The following is a 15,513-nucleotide window of genomic DNA, read 5'->3' as shown; positions in this document are numbered from 1 at the left end:
CAATCATCGGCGGGCTTTTTATTTCAGGCCAACGCGGTCAAAACTGTGGGAGCGGGCTTGCTCGCGAATGCGGTGTGTCAGTTCATATTGAGGCTGACTGATCCACCGCCTTCGCGAGCAAGCCCGCTCCCACAGGGTTAATGTTTGGTTGGGAATTCGCGGTGCATTTGTTCGAGCAACGCATCCTTGTCCAGCCACAGCTGATTGATCCAGCCCTGAAACTGCAAACGGTACTCGCCGTCCTGGTCGTAGTTCTTGCCGATGAAGGCCGGCGGGATTTTGATTTCTTCAAAATGCACCACCACATCGCGCACGTTGCCGCACAGCAGATCCCAGAACCCCGGACGCCCGGCCGGGTAGTGAATCGTCACATTGACGATCGACTCCAGCTGCTCGCCCATCGCATCCAGCACAAAGGCGATCCCGCCGGCCTTGGGCTTGAGCAGGTATTTGAACGGCGACTGCTGCTGCGCATGTTTACCCTCGGTAAAACGCGTGCCTTCGACGAAGTTGAAAATCCCCACCGGGTTATGGCGAAACTTCGCGCAAGTCTTGCGTGTGGTTTCCAGATCCTTGCCTTTCTTTTCCGGGTGCTTTTCCAGATACGCCTTGGAATAGCGCTTCATGAATGGAAAGCCCAACGCCCACCACGCCAGACCGATCACCGGCACCCAGATCAGCTCTTGTTTGAGAAAGAACTTCAACGGCTGAATGCGCCGGTTGAGCACGTATTGCAGGACCAGAATATCCACCCAGCTCTGATGGTTGCTGGTGATCAGGTACGAGTGCTGATAGTCGAGACCTTGCAGGCCGCTGACGTGCCAGCGCGTGCGCCGTACCAGATTCATCCAGCCCTTGTTATTGCTGATCCACGCTTCGTGGGTGTGGCTCATCAGCCAACCGGCAATGCGCTGAGTCAAAGCAAATGGCAGCGCTTTGACCAGCGCCACACAGAACAGAAATGAACACAGCGCAATGGTGTTCAGCGCCAACAGCAGCGAGGCGATCACGCCGCGCAGCGGTGCAGGGAGAAAGTCCAGCATTTACACATCCATAGGTCGGTTGGCGGCTTGAATCGCCGTGAGGGCGATGGTGTAGACGATGTCATCGACTTGCGCACCGCGCGGCAAATCGTTCACCGGCTTGCGCAGGCCTTGCAGCATCGGCCCGAGGCTGACGCAATCGGCGCTGCGCTGTACAGCTTTGTGCGTGGTGTTGCCGGTGTTCAGATCGGGGAACACGAATACCGTAGCGCGTCCGGCGACCTGACTGTTCGGCGCCAGTTGTCGGGCGACATCGGCGTTGGCGGCGGCGTCGTACTGCAACGGGCCGTCGATCAGCAACGAGTGCTGTTGCTCGTGGGCCAGCAGGGTGGCTTCGCGGACCTTTTCGACTTCTTCGCCGCTGGCCGAGTCGCCGCTGGAGTAGCTGATCATCGCCACCCGCGGGGTGATACCGAAGGCTGCCGCCGAGTCGGCGCTTTGCAGGGCGATTTCCGCCAGTTCCGCAGCGCTCGGGTGCGGATTCATCACACAGTCGCCGTAGACCAGCACTTCTTCGGGAAAGAGCATGAAAAACACCGACGACACCAGCGTGCAGCCCGGTGCGGTCTTGATCAGTTGCAGGGCCGGGCGGATGGTGTTGGCGGTGGTGTTGATCACCCCCGACACCAGGCCATCGACCTCATCCAGCGCGAGCATCATGGTGCCGATCACCACGGTGTCTTCCAGTTGCTGCTCGGCCATCGGCGCATTGAGGCTCTTGGTCTTGCGCAGGGCGACCATCGGCTCGACGTAGCGCTCGCGGATGTGATCCGGATCGAGAATTTCCAGCCCCGGCGGCAACACGATGCCTTGCGCGCGCGCCACCGCTTCGACGTCTGCAGGTTTTGCCAGCAACACGCAACGGGCGATCCCGCGTTCCTGACAGATCGCTGCTGCTTGCACGGTAAACGGTTCGCTGCCTTCGGGTAGAACGATGCGTTTGTTCGCCGCCTGCGCGCGCTGGATCAATTGATAGCGGAACACCGCTGGCGACAGGCGCATTTCCCGCGGTGTGCCACAGCGCTGGTGCAGCCAGTTGGCGTCGAGGTGGCTGGCGACGAAGTCGGTGATGATTTCTGCGCGCTCGCGGTCGTCGATCGGGATTTCCTTGTTCAAACCGTTGAGCAGGTTGGCGGTGTCGTAAGAACCGGTGCTCACCGACAGCACCGGCAAACCGGCCTGCAAGGCGCCACGGCACAAGTCCATGATGCGCGGATCGGGCAGGGTGTCGCTGGTCAGCAGCAGGCCGGCCAGCGGCACGCCGTTGATCGCCGCGAGACTGACAGCAAGGATGATGTCGTCGCGATCACCCGGGGTCACCACCAGCACGCCCGGTTTGAGCAGTTCGACGGTGTTGCGCATGGTGCGTGCACAAATGATGATTTTGCTCATGCGCCGGGTTTCGTAATCGCCGGCATTGAGCACCTGCGCGCCCATCAGGTCGGCGACATCGCGGGTGCGCGGCGCATTGAGTTCCGGCTGGAACGGAATGCAGCCGAGCAGACGAAAATCGCCACTGCGCAGCAACGGCGAATGCTCCTTCAGGCGCGCGGCGAACTCGTCCATGCTCTCCTCGGTCTTGACCTTGTTGAGGATTACGCCGAGGACTTTCGGATCTTTCGGGCCACCAAACAATTGCGCCTGCAGTTCGACGCGTCCGGAGAGTTCGGCGAGCACTTCGTTTTCCGGCGCCGAGACCAGAATCACTTCGGCATCGAGGCTCTTGGCCAGGTGCAGATTGACCCGCGCGGCGTAGCTGGCGCTGCGGGTTGGCACCATGCCTTCGACCACCAGCACGTCCTTGCCGACGGCGGCCTGTTGATACAGTGCGATGATTTCCTCGAGCAGTTCGTCGAGCTGACCGTCGCCGAGCATTCGCTCTACATGCGCCAGACCCAACGGTTGCGGCGGTTTCAGGCCGTGGGTGCGCGCCACCAGTTCGGTGGAGCGCTCAGGGCCGGTGTCGCCCGGGTGCGGCTGGGCGATCGGTTTGAAGAAGCCGACTTTAAGCCCGGCTCGCTCCAGTGTGCGCACCAGCCCGAGGCTGATGGAGGTCAGGCCCACACCAAAATCGGTGGGTGCGATAAAAAAAGTTTGCATGGGAATTCTCTATGCAAGGGCGTCAGCCTATGTCTGGCGGACTACCGAAATTCAGTCGCCAAGGTTATCGCTAACCGAGCCTTGTGCGCACCAACCGCAGGCAAAGGGTTGGCCTATTTTTTCAATACGTTGCGCCGGATCCAGGACCCAGGCGCGCGATTGCCAGGGCGGCTGGTGACGCAGGTGCTGGGTGTGGCCGCAGGAAAGCTCGGCGACCCAGTGACCTTCCTCGTCCTGATGAAAGCCGGTGATGGTCGAAACCCGTTTGTCCGGGTTGTGGTCGCTTTCACGCGATTGCTTCGCTAAACTTGGCCTTTCTATATTCTTATGCAAAAGGTCTCGCCCCATGCTGATCGCCGCCAATAAGGCTGTCTCCATCGACTATACCCTGACCAACGACGCTGGTGAGGTCATCGACAGCTCCGCCGGCGGCGCTCCGCTGGTCTACCTGCAAGGCGCAGGCAACATCATCCCGGGTCTGGAAAAAGCCCTCGAAGGCAAAGCTGTCGGTGACGAGCTGAAAGTTGCCGTTGAGCCGGAAGACGCTTACGGCGAATACGCCGCGGAACTGGTCAGCACCCTGAGCCGCAGCATGTTCGAAGGCGTTGACGAGCTGGAAGTCGGCATGCAATTCCACGCGTCGGCGCCCGATGGCCAGATGCAAATCGTGACCATTCGTGACCTGGACGGCGATGATGTCACCGTCGACGGCAACCACCCGCTGGCCGGTCAGCGCCTGAACTTCGACGTAAAAATCGTCGATATTCGTGACGCCAGCCAGGAAGAAATCGCTCATGGTCACGTCCATGGCGAAGGTGGCCATCACCACTGATTTTCTGCGCTAAGCTTCGAGTACTGGAGAGGCGCCCGTGGGCGCCTTTTTAGTCCGCGGCTGTCCTTGGTGGCCCCGCCAAGTGGCTGTTTCGAGTAGAACACGAGAATCCTGGAGTTCGGTATGAGTGCTTTTCACGACCTTAAGCTGACAGCCCTGGATGGACAGGAGCTACCGCTGTCGCCGTTCAAGGGCCAAGTCGTGCTGGTGGTCAACGTCGCCTCCAAGTGCGGCTTGACCCCACAGTACGCGGCGCTCGAAAACCTGTATCAGCAGTTCAAAGCCAAGGGCTTCAGTGTGCTGGGCCTGCCGTGCAACCAGTTTGCCGGCCAGGAGCCGGGCACTGAACAGGAAATTCAGGATTTCTGCAGCCTCAACTATGGCGTGACGTTTCCGTTGTCGAGCAAGCTTGAAGTCAATGGCCACGAGCGCCATCAGTTGTACCGCCTGCTGGCAGGAGAGGGCGCCGAGTTCCCCGGTGACATCACCTGGAATTTCGAGAAATTCCTGCTCGGCAAGGATGGTCGGGTACTGGCGCGATTCTCGCCGCGCACGGCGCCGGATGATCCGAGCGTGATTGCCGCGATCGAAAAAGCGTTGGCCTGAAGCAGGATCAAGAGATCGTCCGATCGCGGCCCGAGCCTTCGGACGATCTTTTGCCTTTGATCTTTTAACCCTTAATCACCCCAATCAATAATGCTGTTCAGCGTCTTCGACTCTCCATATTATCTTCGTCATAAAGTCCTCTCTGTGGAGCCTCGCCGATGCCCGTTCAAGCCCTGTTCAAACCGTTCCACCTCGGTGCCCTCGAACTGCCGACCCGTGTGGTCATGGCGCCAATGACCCGTTCGTTTTCCCCTGGCGGCGTACCGAATTCAAAAGTCATTGAATACTATCGTCGTCGCGCAGCGGCCGGTGTCGGCCTGATCATCACCGAAGGCACCACGGTCGGCCATATCGCCTCCAACGGCTACCCGAACGTGCCGCAGTTTTTCGGTGAAGCGCCGCTGGCAGGCTGGAAAAAAGTCGTCGACGCGGTCCACGCTGAAGGCGGCAAGATCGTCCCGCAACTGTGGCACGTCGGCAGCGTGCGCCGCCTCGGCACCGAGCCGGACGCCAGCGTTCCGGGCTACGGTCCGTCGGAAAAGCTCAAGGATGGTCAGGTCGTGGTGCATGGCATGAGCAAACAAGACATCCAGGACGTGATTGCCGCGTTCGCCCAAGCTGCCAAAGCTGCGCAAGACATCGGCATGGATGGCGTGGAAATCCATGGCGCCCACGGTTATCTGGTCGACCAGTTCTTCTGGGAAGGCAGCAATCAGCGTACCGATGAGTACGGCGGCAGTCTGGCCAACCGCTCGCGTTTCGCCATCGAATTGATTCACGCGGTACGTGCGGCAGTCGGCGAAGGTTTTCCGATCATCTTCCGCTTTTCGCAATGGAAGCAGCAGGATTACACCGCGCGTCTGGTACACACTCCTGAAGCGTTGGGTGAATTCCTCAAGCCGCTGTCTGACGCAGGTGTGGATATTTTCCACTGCTCGACGCGACGTTTCTGGGAGCCGGAGTTCGACGGCTCCGAACTCAATCTGGCGGGCTGGACGCGTAAGCTGACCGGCAAACCGACCATCACCGTCGGCAGCGTGGGCCTGGATGGCGAGTTCCTGCAGTTCATGGTCAACACCGACAAGGTTGCGCAGCCGGCGAGTCTGGAGAATCTGCTGGAACGGCTGAACAAGGAAGAATTCGATCTGGTGGCGGTGGGGCGCGCGTTGCTGGTCGACCCGGACTGGGCGCAGAAAGTTCGCGAAGGGCGTGAGCAGGATATTTTGCCGTTCAGCCGTGAGGCGTTGATGACCCTGGTTTAAGCGGCGCTTTCATTGATGCTATCGCGAGCAGGCTCACTCCTACAATTGGAATGCGTTTCCCTTGTAGGAGTGAGCCTGCTCGCGATAGCGGTCTCCAAGCCAGCCATGACTCAGGGCAATGTCTGCGCATTCGGCACTACCAGCTCCCCCTGACAAGCCCCCCGCAAATACCGTTCAAATTGCTCGATAATTGCCGCCCAGCCCTGCCGGCTGCCATGCTGTCGCGCATTCAGCCGCACACAACGCAACCGCTCATCTTCCTCCAGCAACCACGCCGCCGCCTCGCAAAAAGCCTGCTCATCGCCGGGCATCGCTGATACGCCGTTGTAGCCATGGCGGATATGCTGCGCCGCCGCGGCCTGGTCATAGGCCACCACACCCAACCCCGAGGCCAAGGCTTCCAGCACCACGTTGCCAAAGGTTTCCGTCAGGCTCGGAAACACAAACACATCTCCAGAGGCATAGTGCGCCGCCAGGGCTTCGCCACGCTGGGCCCCGCAGAAAATAGCCTCGGGCAGGTCCTTTTCCAACGCTGTGCGCTGTGGACCGTCGCCCACCACAATCAGCTTCAGATTGCGCTGTGGATAAGTCTGGCGAAGTTTTTCGAAACAGCGTTTGAGCAGACCGAGGTTTTTCTCCGGTGCGAGTCGTCCTACGTGAATCACGGCTATATCGCGTTCAGCCAGCCCCCATTGCTGACGGAGTGCGTTCAGCCGTTTGCTGGGGTGAAACAACTGGCTGTCCACACCGCGGGATAGCAGGGCGAGTCGCTCAAAATGCCGGCGTTCCAGCTCCAGGCGTTGGCTGACACTTGGCACTAGCGTCAACGCCGAACGATTGTGAAACCAGCGCAGGTAATGCGTGAGCATCCGTGTCAGTAAACCGAGGCCGTATTGGCTGGTGTATTGCTGGAAATTGGTATGAAAACCGCTGACCACCGCAATGCCCAGGCGTCGTGCCGCCCGCAGCGCCGACAACCCCAGCGGACCCTCGGTGGCGATGTACAGCACATCCGGGCGCTGATGCTTCCAACGCCGCAGCAGTTTATGCATCGATGACTGGCCCCATTGCAGGCCGGGATACCCCGGCAATGGCCAGCCGCGACACAGCAACAATTCGTCATCGCTACGTTGCTGATCGCCGGCCTGACGCGGGCGCACCAGGTCAACCTGATGCCCGCGCGCGCGCAGTCCATCGCACAAGCGGCCAAGGGTATTGGCCACGCCGTTGATTTCCGGTGGGAAGGTTTCGCTGATCAGGGTGATGTGTAGAGCTGTCGTCATGACCTCAGTGTCGGCTGAGGCCATGTCGACGATGTGACGGTTGGATGATGGATTTGTGACTGGGTCAGTTTTGCGTAACGAGGTTCTCCGCCCCACGCTCACGCACCCAGAACAACGTCGCCCCGGCGACCGCCGCCGGCATCATCAGGATGTTGACCACAGGAATCAGCAACACCAGATACACGCTGCCGCCGAAACTCATGCTCTGCCAGCGCTTTTGCCGCAGCCAGGCGAGCATCTCGTTCCAGCCCAGTTTATGGTTGTCCGCCGGGTAGTCGATGTACTGGATCGCCATCATCCATACGCCGAACAGCAGCCATAGCGGCGCGGCGATGATATTGACCACGGGAATGAACGAAAGGATGAACAGGCCGATCGCCCGCGGCAGGAAATAGCCAAGCTTGCGCATTTCCCGGGCGAATGTACGCGGAACCATGGCGATCAGCTCGCCCCAACTGAACGCCGGGAAGTCGTCGGTGCCACGCACCACCACTTCGACTTTTTCCGCAAGGAAGCCATTGAACGGTGCGGCAATGATATTGGCGAGCAAGGTGAAGCTGAAAAACACCATCAGCACCACCAGCACCACGAACAACGGCCAGAGGATGTAGCTGAGGAAGCTCAGCCATTCGGGCAGTGACGGCATCAGCGTGTCGACCCACAGACTGAACTGATGGCCGGCCAGATAGATCAAACCGACAAACAGCACCAGATTGATCGCCAGCGGCAACAGCACGAACAGGCGCAGGCCTGGGCTGAGAACCAGTTTGAGGCCTTCGCGCAGGTATTGCGGGCCGGAAAGAACGGGGGCGGGCATAAGGTGCTCCGAGCAAGGGAAAACGCGCCGACCTTACCGGCTTTGCAGCGGTGGTGAAAGCGCGGCAGATTAATCGACATGCACTGTAACAAAGACGTCCATCAGGTCAGTCGCTCGGCATAGAGACCACCTATGAGCTGGATTGTTAAACCGTATTTCCTTAATCTTGCCCCCCTCGATACGCTGCACCCAACTTTTTACAGGACTGTCGAGTTCAAGCCTTCCCCAAGGTCATCCACGGTCCTTTTTTATTCCCGCCGGCAGTCCGGCGATCCGTGCCCGTTTTTCGGCCCGGTCAACAGGAGCAGGTCATGTCTGAAGTCCGTCATTCGCGAGTGATTATTCTCGGTTCCGGCCCTGCCGGTTACAGCGCTGCGGTCTACGCGGCCCGTGCCAACCTCAAGCCATTGCTGATCACCGGCATGCAGGCCGGCGGTCAACTGACCACCACGACCGAAGTCGATAACTGGCCGGGCGACGTGCACGGTCTGACCGGTCCGGTGCTGATGGAGCGGATGCGCGAGCACGCCGAGCGTTTCGAAACCGAGATCGTTTTCGATCACATCAACGCTGTGGATTTCGCTGCCAAGCCGTACACCTTGACCGGTGACAGCGCCGTCTACACCTGCGACGCGCTGATCATCGCTACCGGTGCCAGCGCCCGTTACCTGGGCCTGCCTTCGGAAGAAGCGTTCATGGGCAAGGGTGTGTCGGCCTGCGCGACCTGCGACGGTTTCTTCTACCGCAACAAGCCGGTAGCGGTGGTGGGCGGCGGCAACACCGCGGTTGAGGAAGCACTGTATCTGGCCAACATCGCCAGCACCGTAACGCTGGTTCACCGTCGCGAAACCTTCCGTGCCGAGAAGATCCTCATCGACAAGCTCAACGCCCGCGTGGCCGAAGGCAAGATCATCCTCAAGTTGAACGCCAACCTGGACGAAGTCCTCGGCGACAACATGGGCGTGACCGGTGCGCGTCTGCGCAACAACGATGGCAGCTTCGACGAAATCAAGGTCGACGGTGTGTTCATCGCCATCGGTCACACCCCGAACACCTCGCTGTTCGAAGGCCAGTTGACGCTCAAAGACGGTTATCTGGTGGTGCAGGGCGGCCGTGAAGGCAACGCCACTGCCACTAGCGTCGAAGGTGTCTTCGCGGCCGGTGACGTGGCTGACCACGTTTACCGTCAGGCCATCACCTCGGCGGGCGCCGGCTGCATGGCGGCACTCGATACCGAGCGTTACCTGGACGGTTTGCAGAACGCTACGTTCTAAATCGCAGGCACAAAAAAACCGGCCAGAGAATGGCCGGTTTTTTTGTGCCCGTTATCCGGGCCTCCACAACTCGAAATGTGGGAGCGGGCTTGCGTTGCTGCAGAGGTTAGCGGCGGGTCAGCGGCTGGCCTTCAAGTTTCACACCGGCCAGGCCGTGTTTGATCAGCGCGCGAATATTGCCGTGATCGTTGCCCGCAGGCGTTGCGACGACCGAGCGGTAATGCTCGCCGAATGCCAGCAGCGCTTCTTCATCACTCAAGCCTTCCAGCAGCGCCAGGCCGAGCGTCTTGCATGAGCCTTCATTCTGCCCGGCGGCATTTTCCACGCCACCGTTGTTGAAGGCCTGCGGCTGATAGTCGTAACCGGCGGCGATGAACGCGAGGGTGTCGGCAAAAGCGTGTTCGCCGCTCTTCAGGCTGGCCCGCAGGATGTTCAGATCAGTCATGGGTTTTTTCCTTTGGCGAACGCCGCTTGTTGTTCGGCGCTGGCTTCTTGCTGATATTGCGCTTTCCACTCGGCGTATGGCATGCCGTAAACGACTTCGCGGGCGTCATCAAGGCTGACCTCGATCTGACGCTCATCGGCTTCGGCCTTGTACCACTTGGACAGGCAGTTGCGGCAGAAGCCGGCGAGGTTCATCAGGTCGATGTTCTGCACATCCTTGCGGCTGTCCAGGTGGGCGACCAGCCGGCGGAAGGCGGCGGCTTCGAGTTCGAGGCGTTGTTGCTCGGTCATAGGGGTCTCTGCGAGACAGCTTCAAGCGGCGCGCTTCAAGCTGCAAGATGGGGTGACAGTGAGCGAAGTTTACAGCTTGCGGCTTGAAGCTTGAAGCTTAGCGGCTTGCCGCGAGCGTTATCGAGACCGACTCGGCGAAACGCAGCGCGTGCGGTTTGTCGACTTCGACTTCGGCGTACAGCACCGAGTCGTTGGTCATCACCAGATCGAGCAGTTCCTGGGTCAGACGCTCGAGCAGCGCGAAGCGGTTGCCCTCGACATGGGCGATGATCGCCTTGGTGATGGTGCGGTAATTCAGCGCATGGTCGATGTCGTTGTCACGCACCGCTTCCTGCGCGGCATACAGAATGGTCAGGTTGATCAGCACATCCTGTTTGTTGAGGATCTCATCCTCGTTGATCCCGATAAAGGTGCGCAAGCGCAAATCCTTGACCCGGATGCGTGCCATTCCTGGTTGAAGTTGTGGCATTTACTTGCTCCGTCCAATCAATTGCAGAAACTCCTGGCGGGTGGTGCTCGAGTCGCGGAAGGCGCCGAGCATGACCGAGGTGTTCATGGTCGAATTCTGTTTTTCGACACCGCGCATCATCATGCACATGTGTCTGGCTTCAATGACCACCGCGACGCCGGCGGCATCGGTGACCTGCTGCACCGCATCGGCTATTTGCCGGGTGAGGTTTTCCTGAATCTGCAGGCGCCGGGCGAACATGTCTACCAGTCGGGCGATCTTCGACAATCCCAGCACCTTGCCTGTTGGAATATAAGCCACATGGGCCTTGCCGATGAAGGGCAGCAAGTGATGTTCGCACAATGAGTACAACTCGATGTCGGCGACGATGATCATTTCATCGCTGTCAGAAGCAAACAGCGCACCATTGACGATGGTTTCGACGCTCTGTTCGTAACCGTGACACAGGTACTGCATGGCCCTGGCCGCGCGCACCGGTGTATCGAGCAACCCTTCTCGGTCGGGATCTTCACCGAGGCCGATCAAAATGTCGCGGTAATGTTCGGGCAGGGAGCGGTTCATGGACAGCCTCGCAGCAGGACGTTATTTGACGTGCCGCCCGCCGTTGACGGTCAGGGTCGTGCCGGTGACGTAGGGGTTGTCGAGCAGATAACGCAAGCTCTGGTAGATCACTTCGCTGCCGGGCTCGATCCCCAGCGCCGATTTGGCCAGGGCCTTGGCGCGGTACGCCGCATCGTCGTCGGCATTGAACAATAGCAGGGCCGGGGAGATCCCGTTGACCTTGATCGCCGGCGCATAGCGGGCGGCAAAAGACAGCGTCAGGCTGTCCAGCCCGGCTTTGCTGGCGCAGTAGCCGATGTGTTTGCTGCTGCCTTTGCGCGTGACGTCATCACTGATATGGACGATGTCGGCGGGCGCCGAGCGCCGTAGCATGTCGGCGCAGTGCAGGTTGATCAAATATGGCGCGAGCATGTGCACATTGAACAGCCGAGCAAAGGCCTGGGCCTCGTTGCCCGGGGTTTCGGCCAGCCATTCGGAGGCGTTGTGCACGATGGCGCGCAGGCTGTCGGTGTGCGATTGCAGTTCGGTGATAAAGGCGAGGATACCGGCTTCACTGGAGAAGTCTGCGAACAGGCCGATGGCGCCCAGGTCGCGCAGCGCTTGCACGCCGGGGCGTTCCGTGCGGTAGGTGAAAATCACGCGGCGGCCGTCTTCGAGCAAGCGCTGGGCACAATGCAACCCGACACGCTGGCCGGCACCGGTGATGAGGATCGGGGCTACGCAATCAGGCATGAACAGCTCGCATCGCAGGGGGAGCAAAAACTATAACAGCGGCGTGAGCGGTATACCTATTACTGGTGATACCACCTGCGTGTGGAGCGAGCCTGCTCGCGAAAGCGCTGCATCAGTCGATATCCAGGTTGGACGACGGTCAGCATTCGCGAGCAGGCTCGCTCCCACCAAGGATCAGCGGTTTTGCGTAGACGGTGTCACCGGCAACGGCCGTGTCGGGGGGCTGTTCAACCAGTTCGCCAGCAAGCGCGTCGACAGCGGAATAAAGAGGTAAACCATCAGCGGTGTCAGGCATGCTGTACTGATCAGCACACGGGGCAGCAAGCTCAGTTCGGCGAGTAATGGCCCGAGGATAAAATTGAACAACAGCGACACCGGAAAAAAGGCCAGCCAGATCGCCACGGCCTGTTTCCAGCGCGGTGGCCGCTGGCCCGCGGCGCCGAACCAGCCCTCGATACCGCTGACGCGGTGTTCCTGCGGATGGGCGAACAGATCGCTGCCACGGCTCAACCAGGCGGTGCGCGATGCCGAATGCTCCCAGGCATGCAGCGTCTGCTCGTCGACAAAGCGAAAAATAATCTGGAATTCGTTATCGCCCGGTGGTGGCGCAAGTACGCCGGAGCCCAGGTAACCGGGAAAGTCAGTGGCCAGTTGTTCACCTTCGCGCAGCCAGGCGATCAGATCCTGATAGCGGCCATCGGCGACGCGACGGGCTACCATTAGCGTGACGGGGGCAGTAGACATTGTGTATCTCCATGTTTCGGTGCTCCGCTCCGGGTAGGAGTTTCGCCTGACGCAGGGCCGGGGTAGAGGTCTGCGCTTTTCGACAAGCAAGGATTATTCCTGTTTTTGCCGATTAAACCAGCGGCTTTCGTCGCATTTAAGCACTTGAATGTCGATAGGACATGGAGGGTAGAATGGGATCCAATCGAGCCGACATGGAAGTTGAGTGCCCTATGCCTGTCATCACGGACGCAAGCCCTGCTTTACAGGTGTCTGCTGCGGTCGAACGCGCAGATCTGTTCCCCATCCGTGAGGTCGCGCGGCTGACCGGCGTCAACCCGGTAACCTTGCGCGCTTGGGAGCGGCGCTATGGATTGATCCAGCCGACGCGCACCGAAAGTGGTCATCGGCTGTATTCGATGGCCGATATCGAGCGTGTTCGCAGCATCGTCGACTGGATCGATCGCGGTGTTGCCGTGAGCAAAGTCGGCAAGATTCTGGCCCGGACCGAGCCGCTTAAAGTGCTGGCGCACCTCATCTCCGACGACCTGGTACAGGCCGATTATCGGCAATGGCAGGAGCAGATCCAGCAGGCGGTCAGCGCATTCGACGATCAGCAGCTGGATCGGGTCTACGGGCAGATCTTCTCTTCCTACGCACTGTCGGTGGTGTTTCAGGAGATTCTGATGCCTTTGTGGCGGCAATTGCTGCAACGTCAGGATGCGTTCGGACAAACCAGTGAGTGGCTGTTCTTCGATGGCTTCCTGCGGGTGCGGGTGCTGCAACGGATTGTCATGCTGCGCGGCTCTCAGCCACGGCGGATCATCGTCAGCGCACTGGCCGGGCAATGTCGTGAACTGGAGTTGCTGGTGGCCGCGCTGTTTCTCAGCGGCAACGATTGCGGCGTACGCCTGCTGCCCACCGGCCAGCCGTTCGATGAGCTGACGCTGGTCTGCGAAAAGGTCCGTCCTGAAGCACTGGTCGTGTTTTCAAACCACGCGCCCGGCACCGAATTGCCGCGGCGCCTGAAACGGCTGGCGCTGAGCCTCGATTGTCAGTTGATGCTGGCGGGCGACGCGTCGGATCTGGCGCAGGAGAGCCTGGCCGGATCCTCTATTGCGTGCCTGGGGAACGAAGGGACGACCATGCGGCAGCGCATGCTGCAGTTTCTGGCCGGGACGCTGGATACCTGACGCTCAGGCGTGCAGGGCCGGATGCGTCAGGCGATGTTGCTGCAGGATGTACTGACGCAGGCGCTCGGTTTCATCGGTGTCGGTCTGGCTCAATTCGTAGGCGTAGAAACCGTTTTCGGTTTCCCGTTCGAAATTGCCGCGCAATGAAATCCGCTCGTAACCCGAAGGACTGAACCACAGCGCAAAATGCTTGGGTGGTTTGGTCTTGTTGCGCACTTCCAGCAGCACGCCTTTGTGCGAAACCTCGTGGACCCACAACGTGCCGGGTTGTCCCTTGACGTTCTCCAGGGCGACCGGCTCTTCGAGCACCAGCCGCCAAGGCCGCACCATTGGACCATCTTCGTAAATACTCGGCACGCCGAGGCGCAGGTGCAACGCGTGGAATTCGTCTTCGACCAGATGCAAGGGGAAGGTCATCTGCTGGTTTTCGAAGCTGGCCTGGATAGTCACCTGCTCATGAGCGGCCAGACGCGTGAGCAGGTCGCGGATCTGCGAACCACCGTTAACCAGCAGACTCGACGTTGCATCCCGCACATTCAGTTGCGGGTTGTGCTGCATGGTCTGGATGAAGTCCAGCTCATCCTGGGTCAGGAGGGCGTCGCGTTGCATGGCGTGCTCGAAAGGTATAATTACAAAGTCATTGGTGATTGTAGTTAATGACCGTTAGTTCGCGGTTTTGTTTGCGCCGTTCGTCGCTTTGACCGCTGCCAGTTCGGCTTCCAGAGCCGCGACCTGGGCTTCGAGCTGAGCCACTCGTTGCTGAGCCTTGACCTGAACCGTTACATCCTTTTGCACCCCGACAAAATAAGTCTGCCCGTCGTCCGCGTTTTTTACCGTCGAAAGCGACAGCTCGTTCCAGAACGGCGTGCCATCCTTACGGTAGTTACGCAGGATTTCCCGACATGCGCCTCCCTCGCGCAGGGTGTCGCGAATCAGGCTCAGATTGTCCTGGTCACGGTCTCCGGCCTGGAGAAACCGGCAGTCCTGATAAAGGATCTCTTCGCTGGTGTAGCCGGTCAGACGCTCGAATGCCGGATTGACGTAAATCAGAATGTTGTCCTGTTCGCCTTCCTTTTCCGCCACCACGATCCCGTCGTTCGATGCGTTTATTACCATTTGCAGCAAGCTGGCATTAATCATCCTTGAAGCCCTTTGCGAGTTATTGTCGGCTGCATTCTAGAAGAACCTTCGGTGCTGTCTACTGGCTATCGTCGCTTGTTGAGATTCGATCGCAGCGCAGCGCGTCAGACTGTTACTATCGGCGCTCTTTTTTTCAGTTTCAGGATCAGATTGATGAAAGTCGCCATCCTCTCCGGTTCGGTCTACGGCACCGCCGAAGAAGTCGCTCGCCACGCCCAGAACCTGCTGAAAGCCGCTGGCTTTGAAACCTTCTACAATTCGCGCGCCACGCTGGCCGATATTGACGCGTTCGGCCCTGAAGCTTTCCTCGCCGTGACCTCGACCACAGGCATGGGCGAGCTGCCAGACAACCTGCAACCCTTGTATTCGGCTATCCGCGATCAATTGCCCGCTGCGTGGCGCGGCTTGCCGGGGGCGGTGATTGCCCTCGGTGATGCCAGTTATGGCGACACCTTCTGTGGCGGTGGCGAGCAGATACGTGAACTGTTCGCTGAACTGGGGGTGCGCGAAGTGCAAGAAATGCTGCGCATCGACGCCAGTGAAAGTGTTACCCCGGAAACCGATGCCGAGCCTTGGCTGGCAAAACTGATCGACACACTCAAGGGCTGATTGCGATATTCAACAGGCGTCAAAAAGCGCCTGCTCACTCGGTTTACAGCAGATTCGCTGGCGTCGATGCTTTGACAGGACGCCAGCGGTTTGCACCGCTGACTCGTTCAGTCATCAAGCTGGCTGCGAATGCA

General features: G+C 59.6%; 19 protein-coding genes. 6 read left to right on the top strand and 13 right to left on the bottom strand.

Annotated elements, in window-relative coordinates; translation table 11 throughout:
- Nucleotides 1–137: 137 nt before the first annotated feature.
- Genes HU755_RS06100 through HU755_RS06090 form a run of 3 tightly spaced genes read right to left on the bottom strand, consistent with a single transcriptional unit; the run spans nucleotide 138 to nucleotide 3,521 of the window.
- Nucleotides 138–1,043: an acyltransferase gene (locus HU755_RS06100; RefSeq protein WP_186630939.1), complete on the bottom strand. Its 906-nt coding sequence runs from the start codon at nucleotides 1,041–1,043 to the stop codon at nucleotides 138–140.
- Nucleotides 1,044–3,143, bottom strand: coding sequence for a phosphate acetyltransferase (gene pta, locus HU755_RS06095; protein ID WP_186630938.1), 2,100 nt, complete (start codon nucleotides 3,141–3,143; stop codon nucleotides 1,044–1,046).
- A 51-nt stretch (nucleotides 3,144–3,194) separates the two neighbouring features.
- Entirely contained in the window at nucleotides 3,195–3,521 is a 327-nt protein-coding gene (locus HU755_RS06090) for a DUF3565 domain-containing protein (RefSeq protein WP_186547242.1), read from the bottom strand.
- Between HU755_RS06090 and HU755_RS06085 the strand changes: the two genes are divergently transcribed.
- The 3 genes from HU755_RS06085 to HU755_RS06075 all read left to right on the top strand — a co-directional run bounded on the left by HU755_RS06085 (nucleotide 3,490) and on the right by HU755_RS06075 (nucleotide 5,843).
- The gene (locus tag HU755_RS06085) at nucleotides 3,490–3,975 is read left to right on the top strand and encodes a peptidylprolyl isomerase (RefSeq protein WP_186630937.1); all 486 of its coding nucleotides are present in this window, start codon (nucleotides 3,490–3,492) and stop codon (nucleotides 3,973–3,975) included. The genes HU755_RS06090 and HU755_RS06085 overlap by 32 nt on opposite strands.
- A 123-nt stretch (nucleotides 3,976–4,098) precedes the next feature.
- A complete protein-coding gene (locus HU755_RS06080) occupies nucleotides 4,099–4,581 on the top strand; it encodes a glutathione peroxidase (RefSeq protein WP_186547240.1) in 483 nt (160 codons plus the stop codon).
- A 158-nt stretch (nucleotides 4,582–4,739) separates the two neighbouring features.
- Nucleotides 4,740–5,843 carry an NADH:flavin oxidoreductase gene (locus HU755_RS06075; RefSeq protein WP_186630936.1) on the top strand — a complete coding sequence of 368 codons (1,104 nt, stop codon included), beginning with the start codon at nucleotides 4,740–4,742 and terminating at the stop codon, nucleotides 5,841–5,843.
- A gap of 110 nt (nucleotides 5,844–5,953) precedes the next feature.
- Here HU755_RS06075 and HU755_RS06070 read toward each other — a convergent pair whose 3' ends face one another.
- Nucleotides 5,954–7,150, bottom strand: a complete 1,197-nt coding sequence (locus HU755_RS06070) for a glycosyltransferase family 1 protein (protein WP_186630935.1) — start codon at nucleotides 7,148–7,150, stop codon at nucleotides 5,954–5,956.
- A gap of 40 nt (nucleotides 7,151–7,190) precedes the next feature.
- Complete coding sequence (gene cysZ / locus HU755_RS06065) at nucleotides 7,191–7,943, bottom strand: sulfate transporter CysZ (RefSeq protein ID WP_186547237.1); 753 nt, start codon at nucleotides 7,941–7,943, stop codon at nucleotides 7,191–7,193.
- Nucleotides 7,944–8,254: 311 nt separating this feature from the next.
- Here cysZ and trxB point away from each other — a divergent pair, with 311 nt between their 5' ends.
- On the top strand, nucleotides 8,255–9,217 hold the full coding sequence (trxB, locus tag HU755_RS06060) for a thioredoxin-disulfide reductase (protein WP_186547236.1): 963 nt from the start codon (nucleotides 8,255–8,257) through the stop codon (nucleotides 9,215–9,217).
- A gap of 106 nt (nucleotides 9,218–9,323) precedes the next feature.
- Here the strand turns inward: trxB and HU755_RS06055 are convergent, their stop codons facing one another.
- From HU755_RS06055 to HU755_RS06030, 6 genes are all read right to left on the bottom strand, one after another.
- A complete protein-coding gene (locus HU755_RS06055) occupies nucleotides 9,324–9,662 on the bottom strand; it encodes a HopJ type III effector protein (RefSeq protein WP_186630934.1) in 339 nt (112 codons plus the stop codon).
- A complete protein-coding gene (locus HU755_RS06050) occupies nucleotides 9,659–9,952 on the bottom strand; it encodes a DUF1244 domain-containing protein (RefSeq protein WP_186630933.1) in 294 nt (97 codons plus the stop codon). The genes HU755_RS06055 and HU755_RS06050 overlap by 4 nt, the downstream gene beginning before the upstream one ends.
- A gap of 97 nt (nucleotides 9,953–10,049) precedes the next feature.
- Nucleotides 10,050–10,421: a dihydroneopterin triphosphate 2'-epimerase gene (folX, locus tag HU755_RS06045; protein ID WP_186547233.1), complete on the bottom strand. Its 372-nt coding sequence runs from the start codon at nucleotides 10,419–10,421 to the stop codon at nucleotides 10,050–10,052.
- Entirely contained in the window at nucleotides 10,422–10,982 is a 561-nt protein-coding gene (gene folE, locus HU755_RS06040; RefSeq protein WP_186547232.1) for a GTP cyclohydrolase I FolE, read from the bottom strand.
- A 21-nt stretch (nucleotides 10,983–11,003) separates the two neighbouring features.
- A complete protein-coding gene (folM, locus tag HU755_RS06035; RefSeq protein ID WP_186630932.1) occupies nucleotides 11,004–11,714 on the bottom strand; it encodes a dihydromonapterin reductase in 711 nt (236 codons plus the stop codon).
- A 174-nt stretch (nucleotides 11,715–11,888) separates the two neighbouring features.
- Nucleotides 11,889–12,458 (bottom strand): antibiotic biosynthesis monooxygenase, encoded by a 570-nt coding sequence (locus HU755_RS06030; protein ID WP_186547230.1) that lies wholly within the window; start codon nucleotides 12,456–12,458, stop codon nucleotides 11,889–11,891.
- A 212-nt stretch (nucleotides 12,459–12,670) separates the two neighbouring features.
- Here HU755_RS06030 and HU755_RS06025 point away from each other — a divergent pair, with 212 nt between their 5' ends.
- Nucleotides 12,671–13,630 (top strand): MerR family transcriptional regulator, encoded by a 960-nt coding sequence (locus HU755_RS06025; RefSeq protein ID WP_186630931.1) that lies wholly within the window; start codon nucleotides 12,671–12,673, stop codon nucleotides 13,628–13,630.
- A 3-nt stretch (nucleotides 13,631–13,633) separates the two neighbouring features.
- Here the strand turns inward: HU755_RS06025 and HU755_RS06020 are convergent, their stop codons facing one another.
- Nucleotides 13,634–14,239 (bottom strand): hypothetical protein, encoded by a 606-nt coding sequence (locus HU755_RS06020; protein WP_186547228.1) that lies wholly within the window; start codon nucleotides 14,237–14,239, stop codon nucleotides 13,634–13,636.
- 54 nt (nucleotides 14,240–14,293) lie between these two features.
- The gene (locus HU755_RS06015; protein WP_186630930.1) at nucleotides 14,294–14,770 is read right to left on the bottom strand and encodes a PAS domain-containing protein; all 477 of its coding nucleotides are present in this window, start codon (nucleotides 14,768–14,770) and stop codon (nucleotides 14,294–14,296) included.
- 153 nt (nucleotides 14,771–14,923) lie between these two features.
- Between HU755_RS06015 and HU755_RS06010 the strand changes: the two genes are divergently transcribed.
- A complete protein-coding gene (locus HU755_RS06010) occupies nucleotides 14,924–15,379 on the top strand; it encodes a flavodoxin (protein WP_186630929.1) in 456 nt (151 codons plus the stop codon).
- The last annotated feature ends 134 nt before the right edge of the window (nucleotides 15,380–15,513 follow it).

Source organism: Pseudomonas sp. SWRI111, assembly GCF_014268555.1.
In the GTDB taxonomy this organism is placed as follows: Bacteria; Pseudomonadota; Gammaproteobacteria; order Pseudomonadales; family Pseudomonadaceae; genus Aquipseudomonas; species Aquipseudomonas hamedanensis.
Note: the sequence above shows the minus strand (reverse complement) of the source record. Positions and strands in the feature narration are given on the sequence as shown.

Coding starts and splice junctions, on each gene's coding strand:
- HU755_RS06050 (WP_186630933.1), bottom strand. CDS start 9,952: ATGACCGAGCAACAACGCCTCGAACTCGAAGCCGCCGCCTTCCGCCGG.
- cysZ (WP_186547237.1), bottom strand. CDS start 7,943: ATGCCCGCCCCCGTTCTTTCCGGCCCGCAATACCTGCGCGAAGGCCTC.
- HU755_RS06010 (WP_186630929.1), top strand. CDS start 14,924: ATGAAAGTCGCCATCCTCTCCGGTTCGGTCTACGGCACCGCCGAAGAA.
- HU755_RS06085 (WP_186630937.1), top strand. CDS start 3,490: ATGCTGATCGCCGCCAATAAGGCTGTCTCCATCGACTATACCCTGACC.
- HU755_RS06015 (WP_186630930.1), bottom strand. CDS start 14,770: ATGATTAATGCCAGCTTGCTGCAAATGGTAATAAACGCATCGAACGAC.
- HU755_RS06020 (WP_186547228.1), bottom strand. CDS start 14,239: ATGCAACGCGACGCCCTCCTGACCCAGGATGAGCTGGACTTCATCCAG.
- HU755_RS06070 (WP_186630935.1), bottom strand. CDS start 7,150: ATGGCCTCAGCCGACACTGAGGTCATGACGACAGCTCTACACATCACC.
- HU755_RS06055 (WP_186630934.1), bottom strand. CDS start 9,662: ATGACTGATCTGAACATCCTGCGGGCCAGCCTGAAGAGCGGCGAACAC.
- folE (WP_186547232.1), bottom strand. CDS start 10,982: ATGAACCGCTCCCTGCCCGAACATTACCGCGACATTTTGATCGGCCTC.
- HU755_RS06080 (WP_186547240.1), top strand. CDS start 4,099: ATGAGTGCTTTTCACGACCTTAAGCTGACAGCCCTGGATGGACAGGAG.
- HU755_RS06075 (WP_186630936.1), top strand. CDS start 4,740: ATGCCCGTTCAAGCCCTGTTCAAACCGTTCCACCTCGGTGCCCTCGAA.
- folX (WP_186547233.1), bottom strand. CDS start 10,421: ATGCCACAACTTCAACCAGGAATGGCACGCATCCGGGTCAAGGATTTG.
- folM (WP_186630932.1), bottom strand. CDS start 11,714: ATGCCTGATTGCGTAGCCCCGATCCTCATCACCGGTGCCGGCCAGCGT.
- HU755_RS06100 (WP_186630939.1), bottom strand. CDS start 1,043: ATGCTGGACTTTCTCCCTGCACCGCTGCGCGGCGTGATCGCCTCGCTG.
- trxB (WP_186547236.1), top strand. CDS start 8,255: ATGTCTGAAGTCCGTCATTCGCGAGTGATTATTCTCGGTTCCGGCCCT.
- HU755_RS06030 (WP_186547230.1), bottom strand. CDS start 12,458: ATGTCTACTGCCCCCGTCACGCTAATGGTAGCCCGTCGCGTCGCCGAT.
- pta (WP_186630938.1), bottom strand. CDS start 3,143: ATGCAAACTTTTTTTATCGCACCCACCGATTTTGGTGTGGGCCTGACC.
- HU755_RS06025 (WP_186630931.1), top strand. CDS start 12,671: ATGCCTGTCATCACGGACGCAAGCCCTGCTTTACAGGTGTCTGCTGCG.
- HU755_RS06090 (WP_186547242.1), bottom strand. CDS start 3,521: ATGGAGACAGCCTTATTGGCGGCGATCAGCATGGGGCGAGACCTTTTG.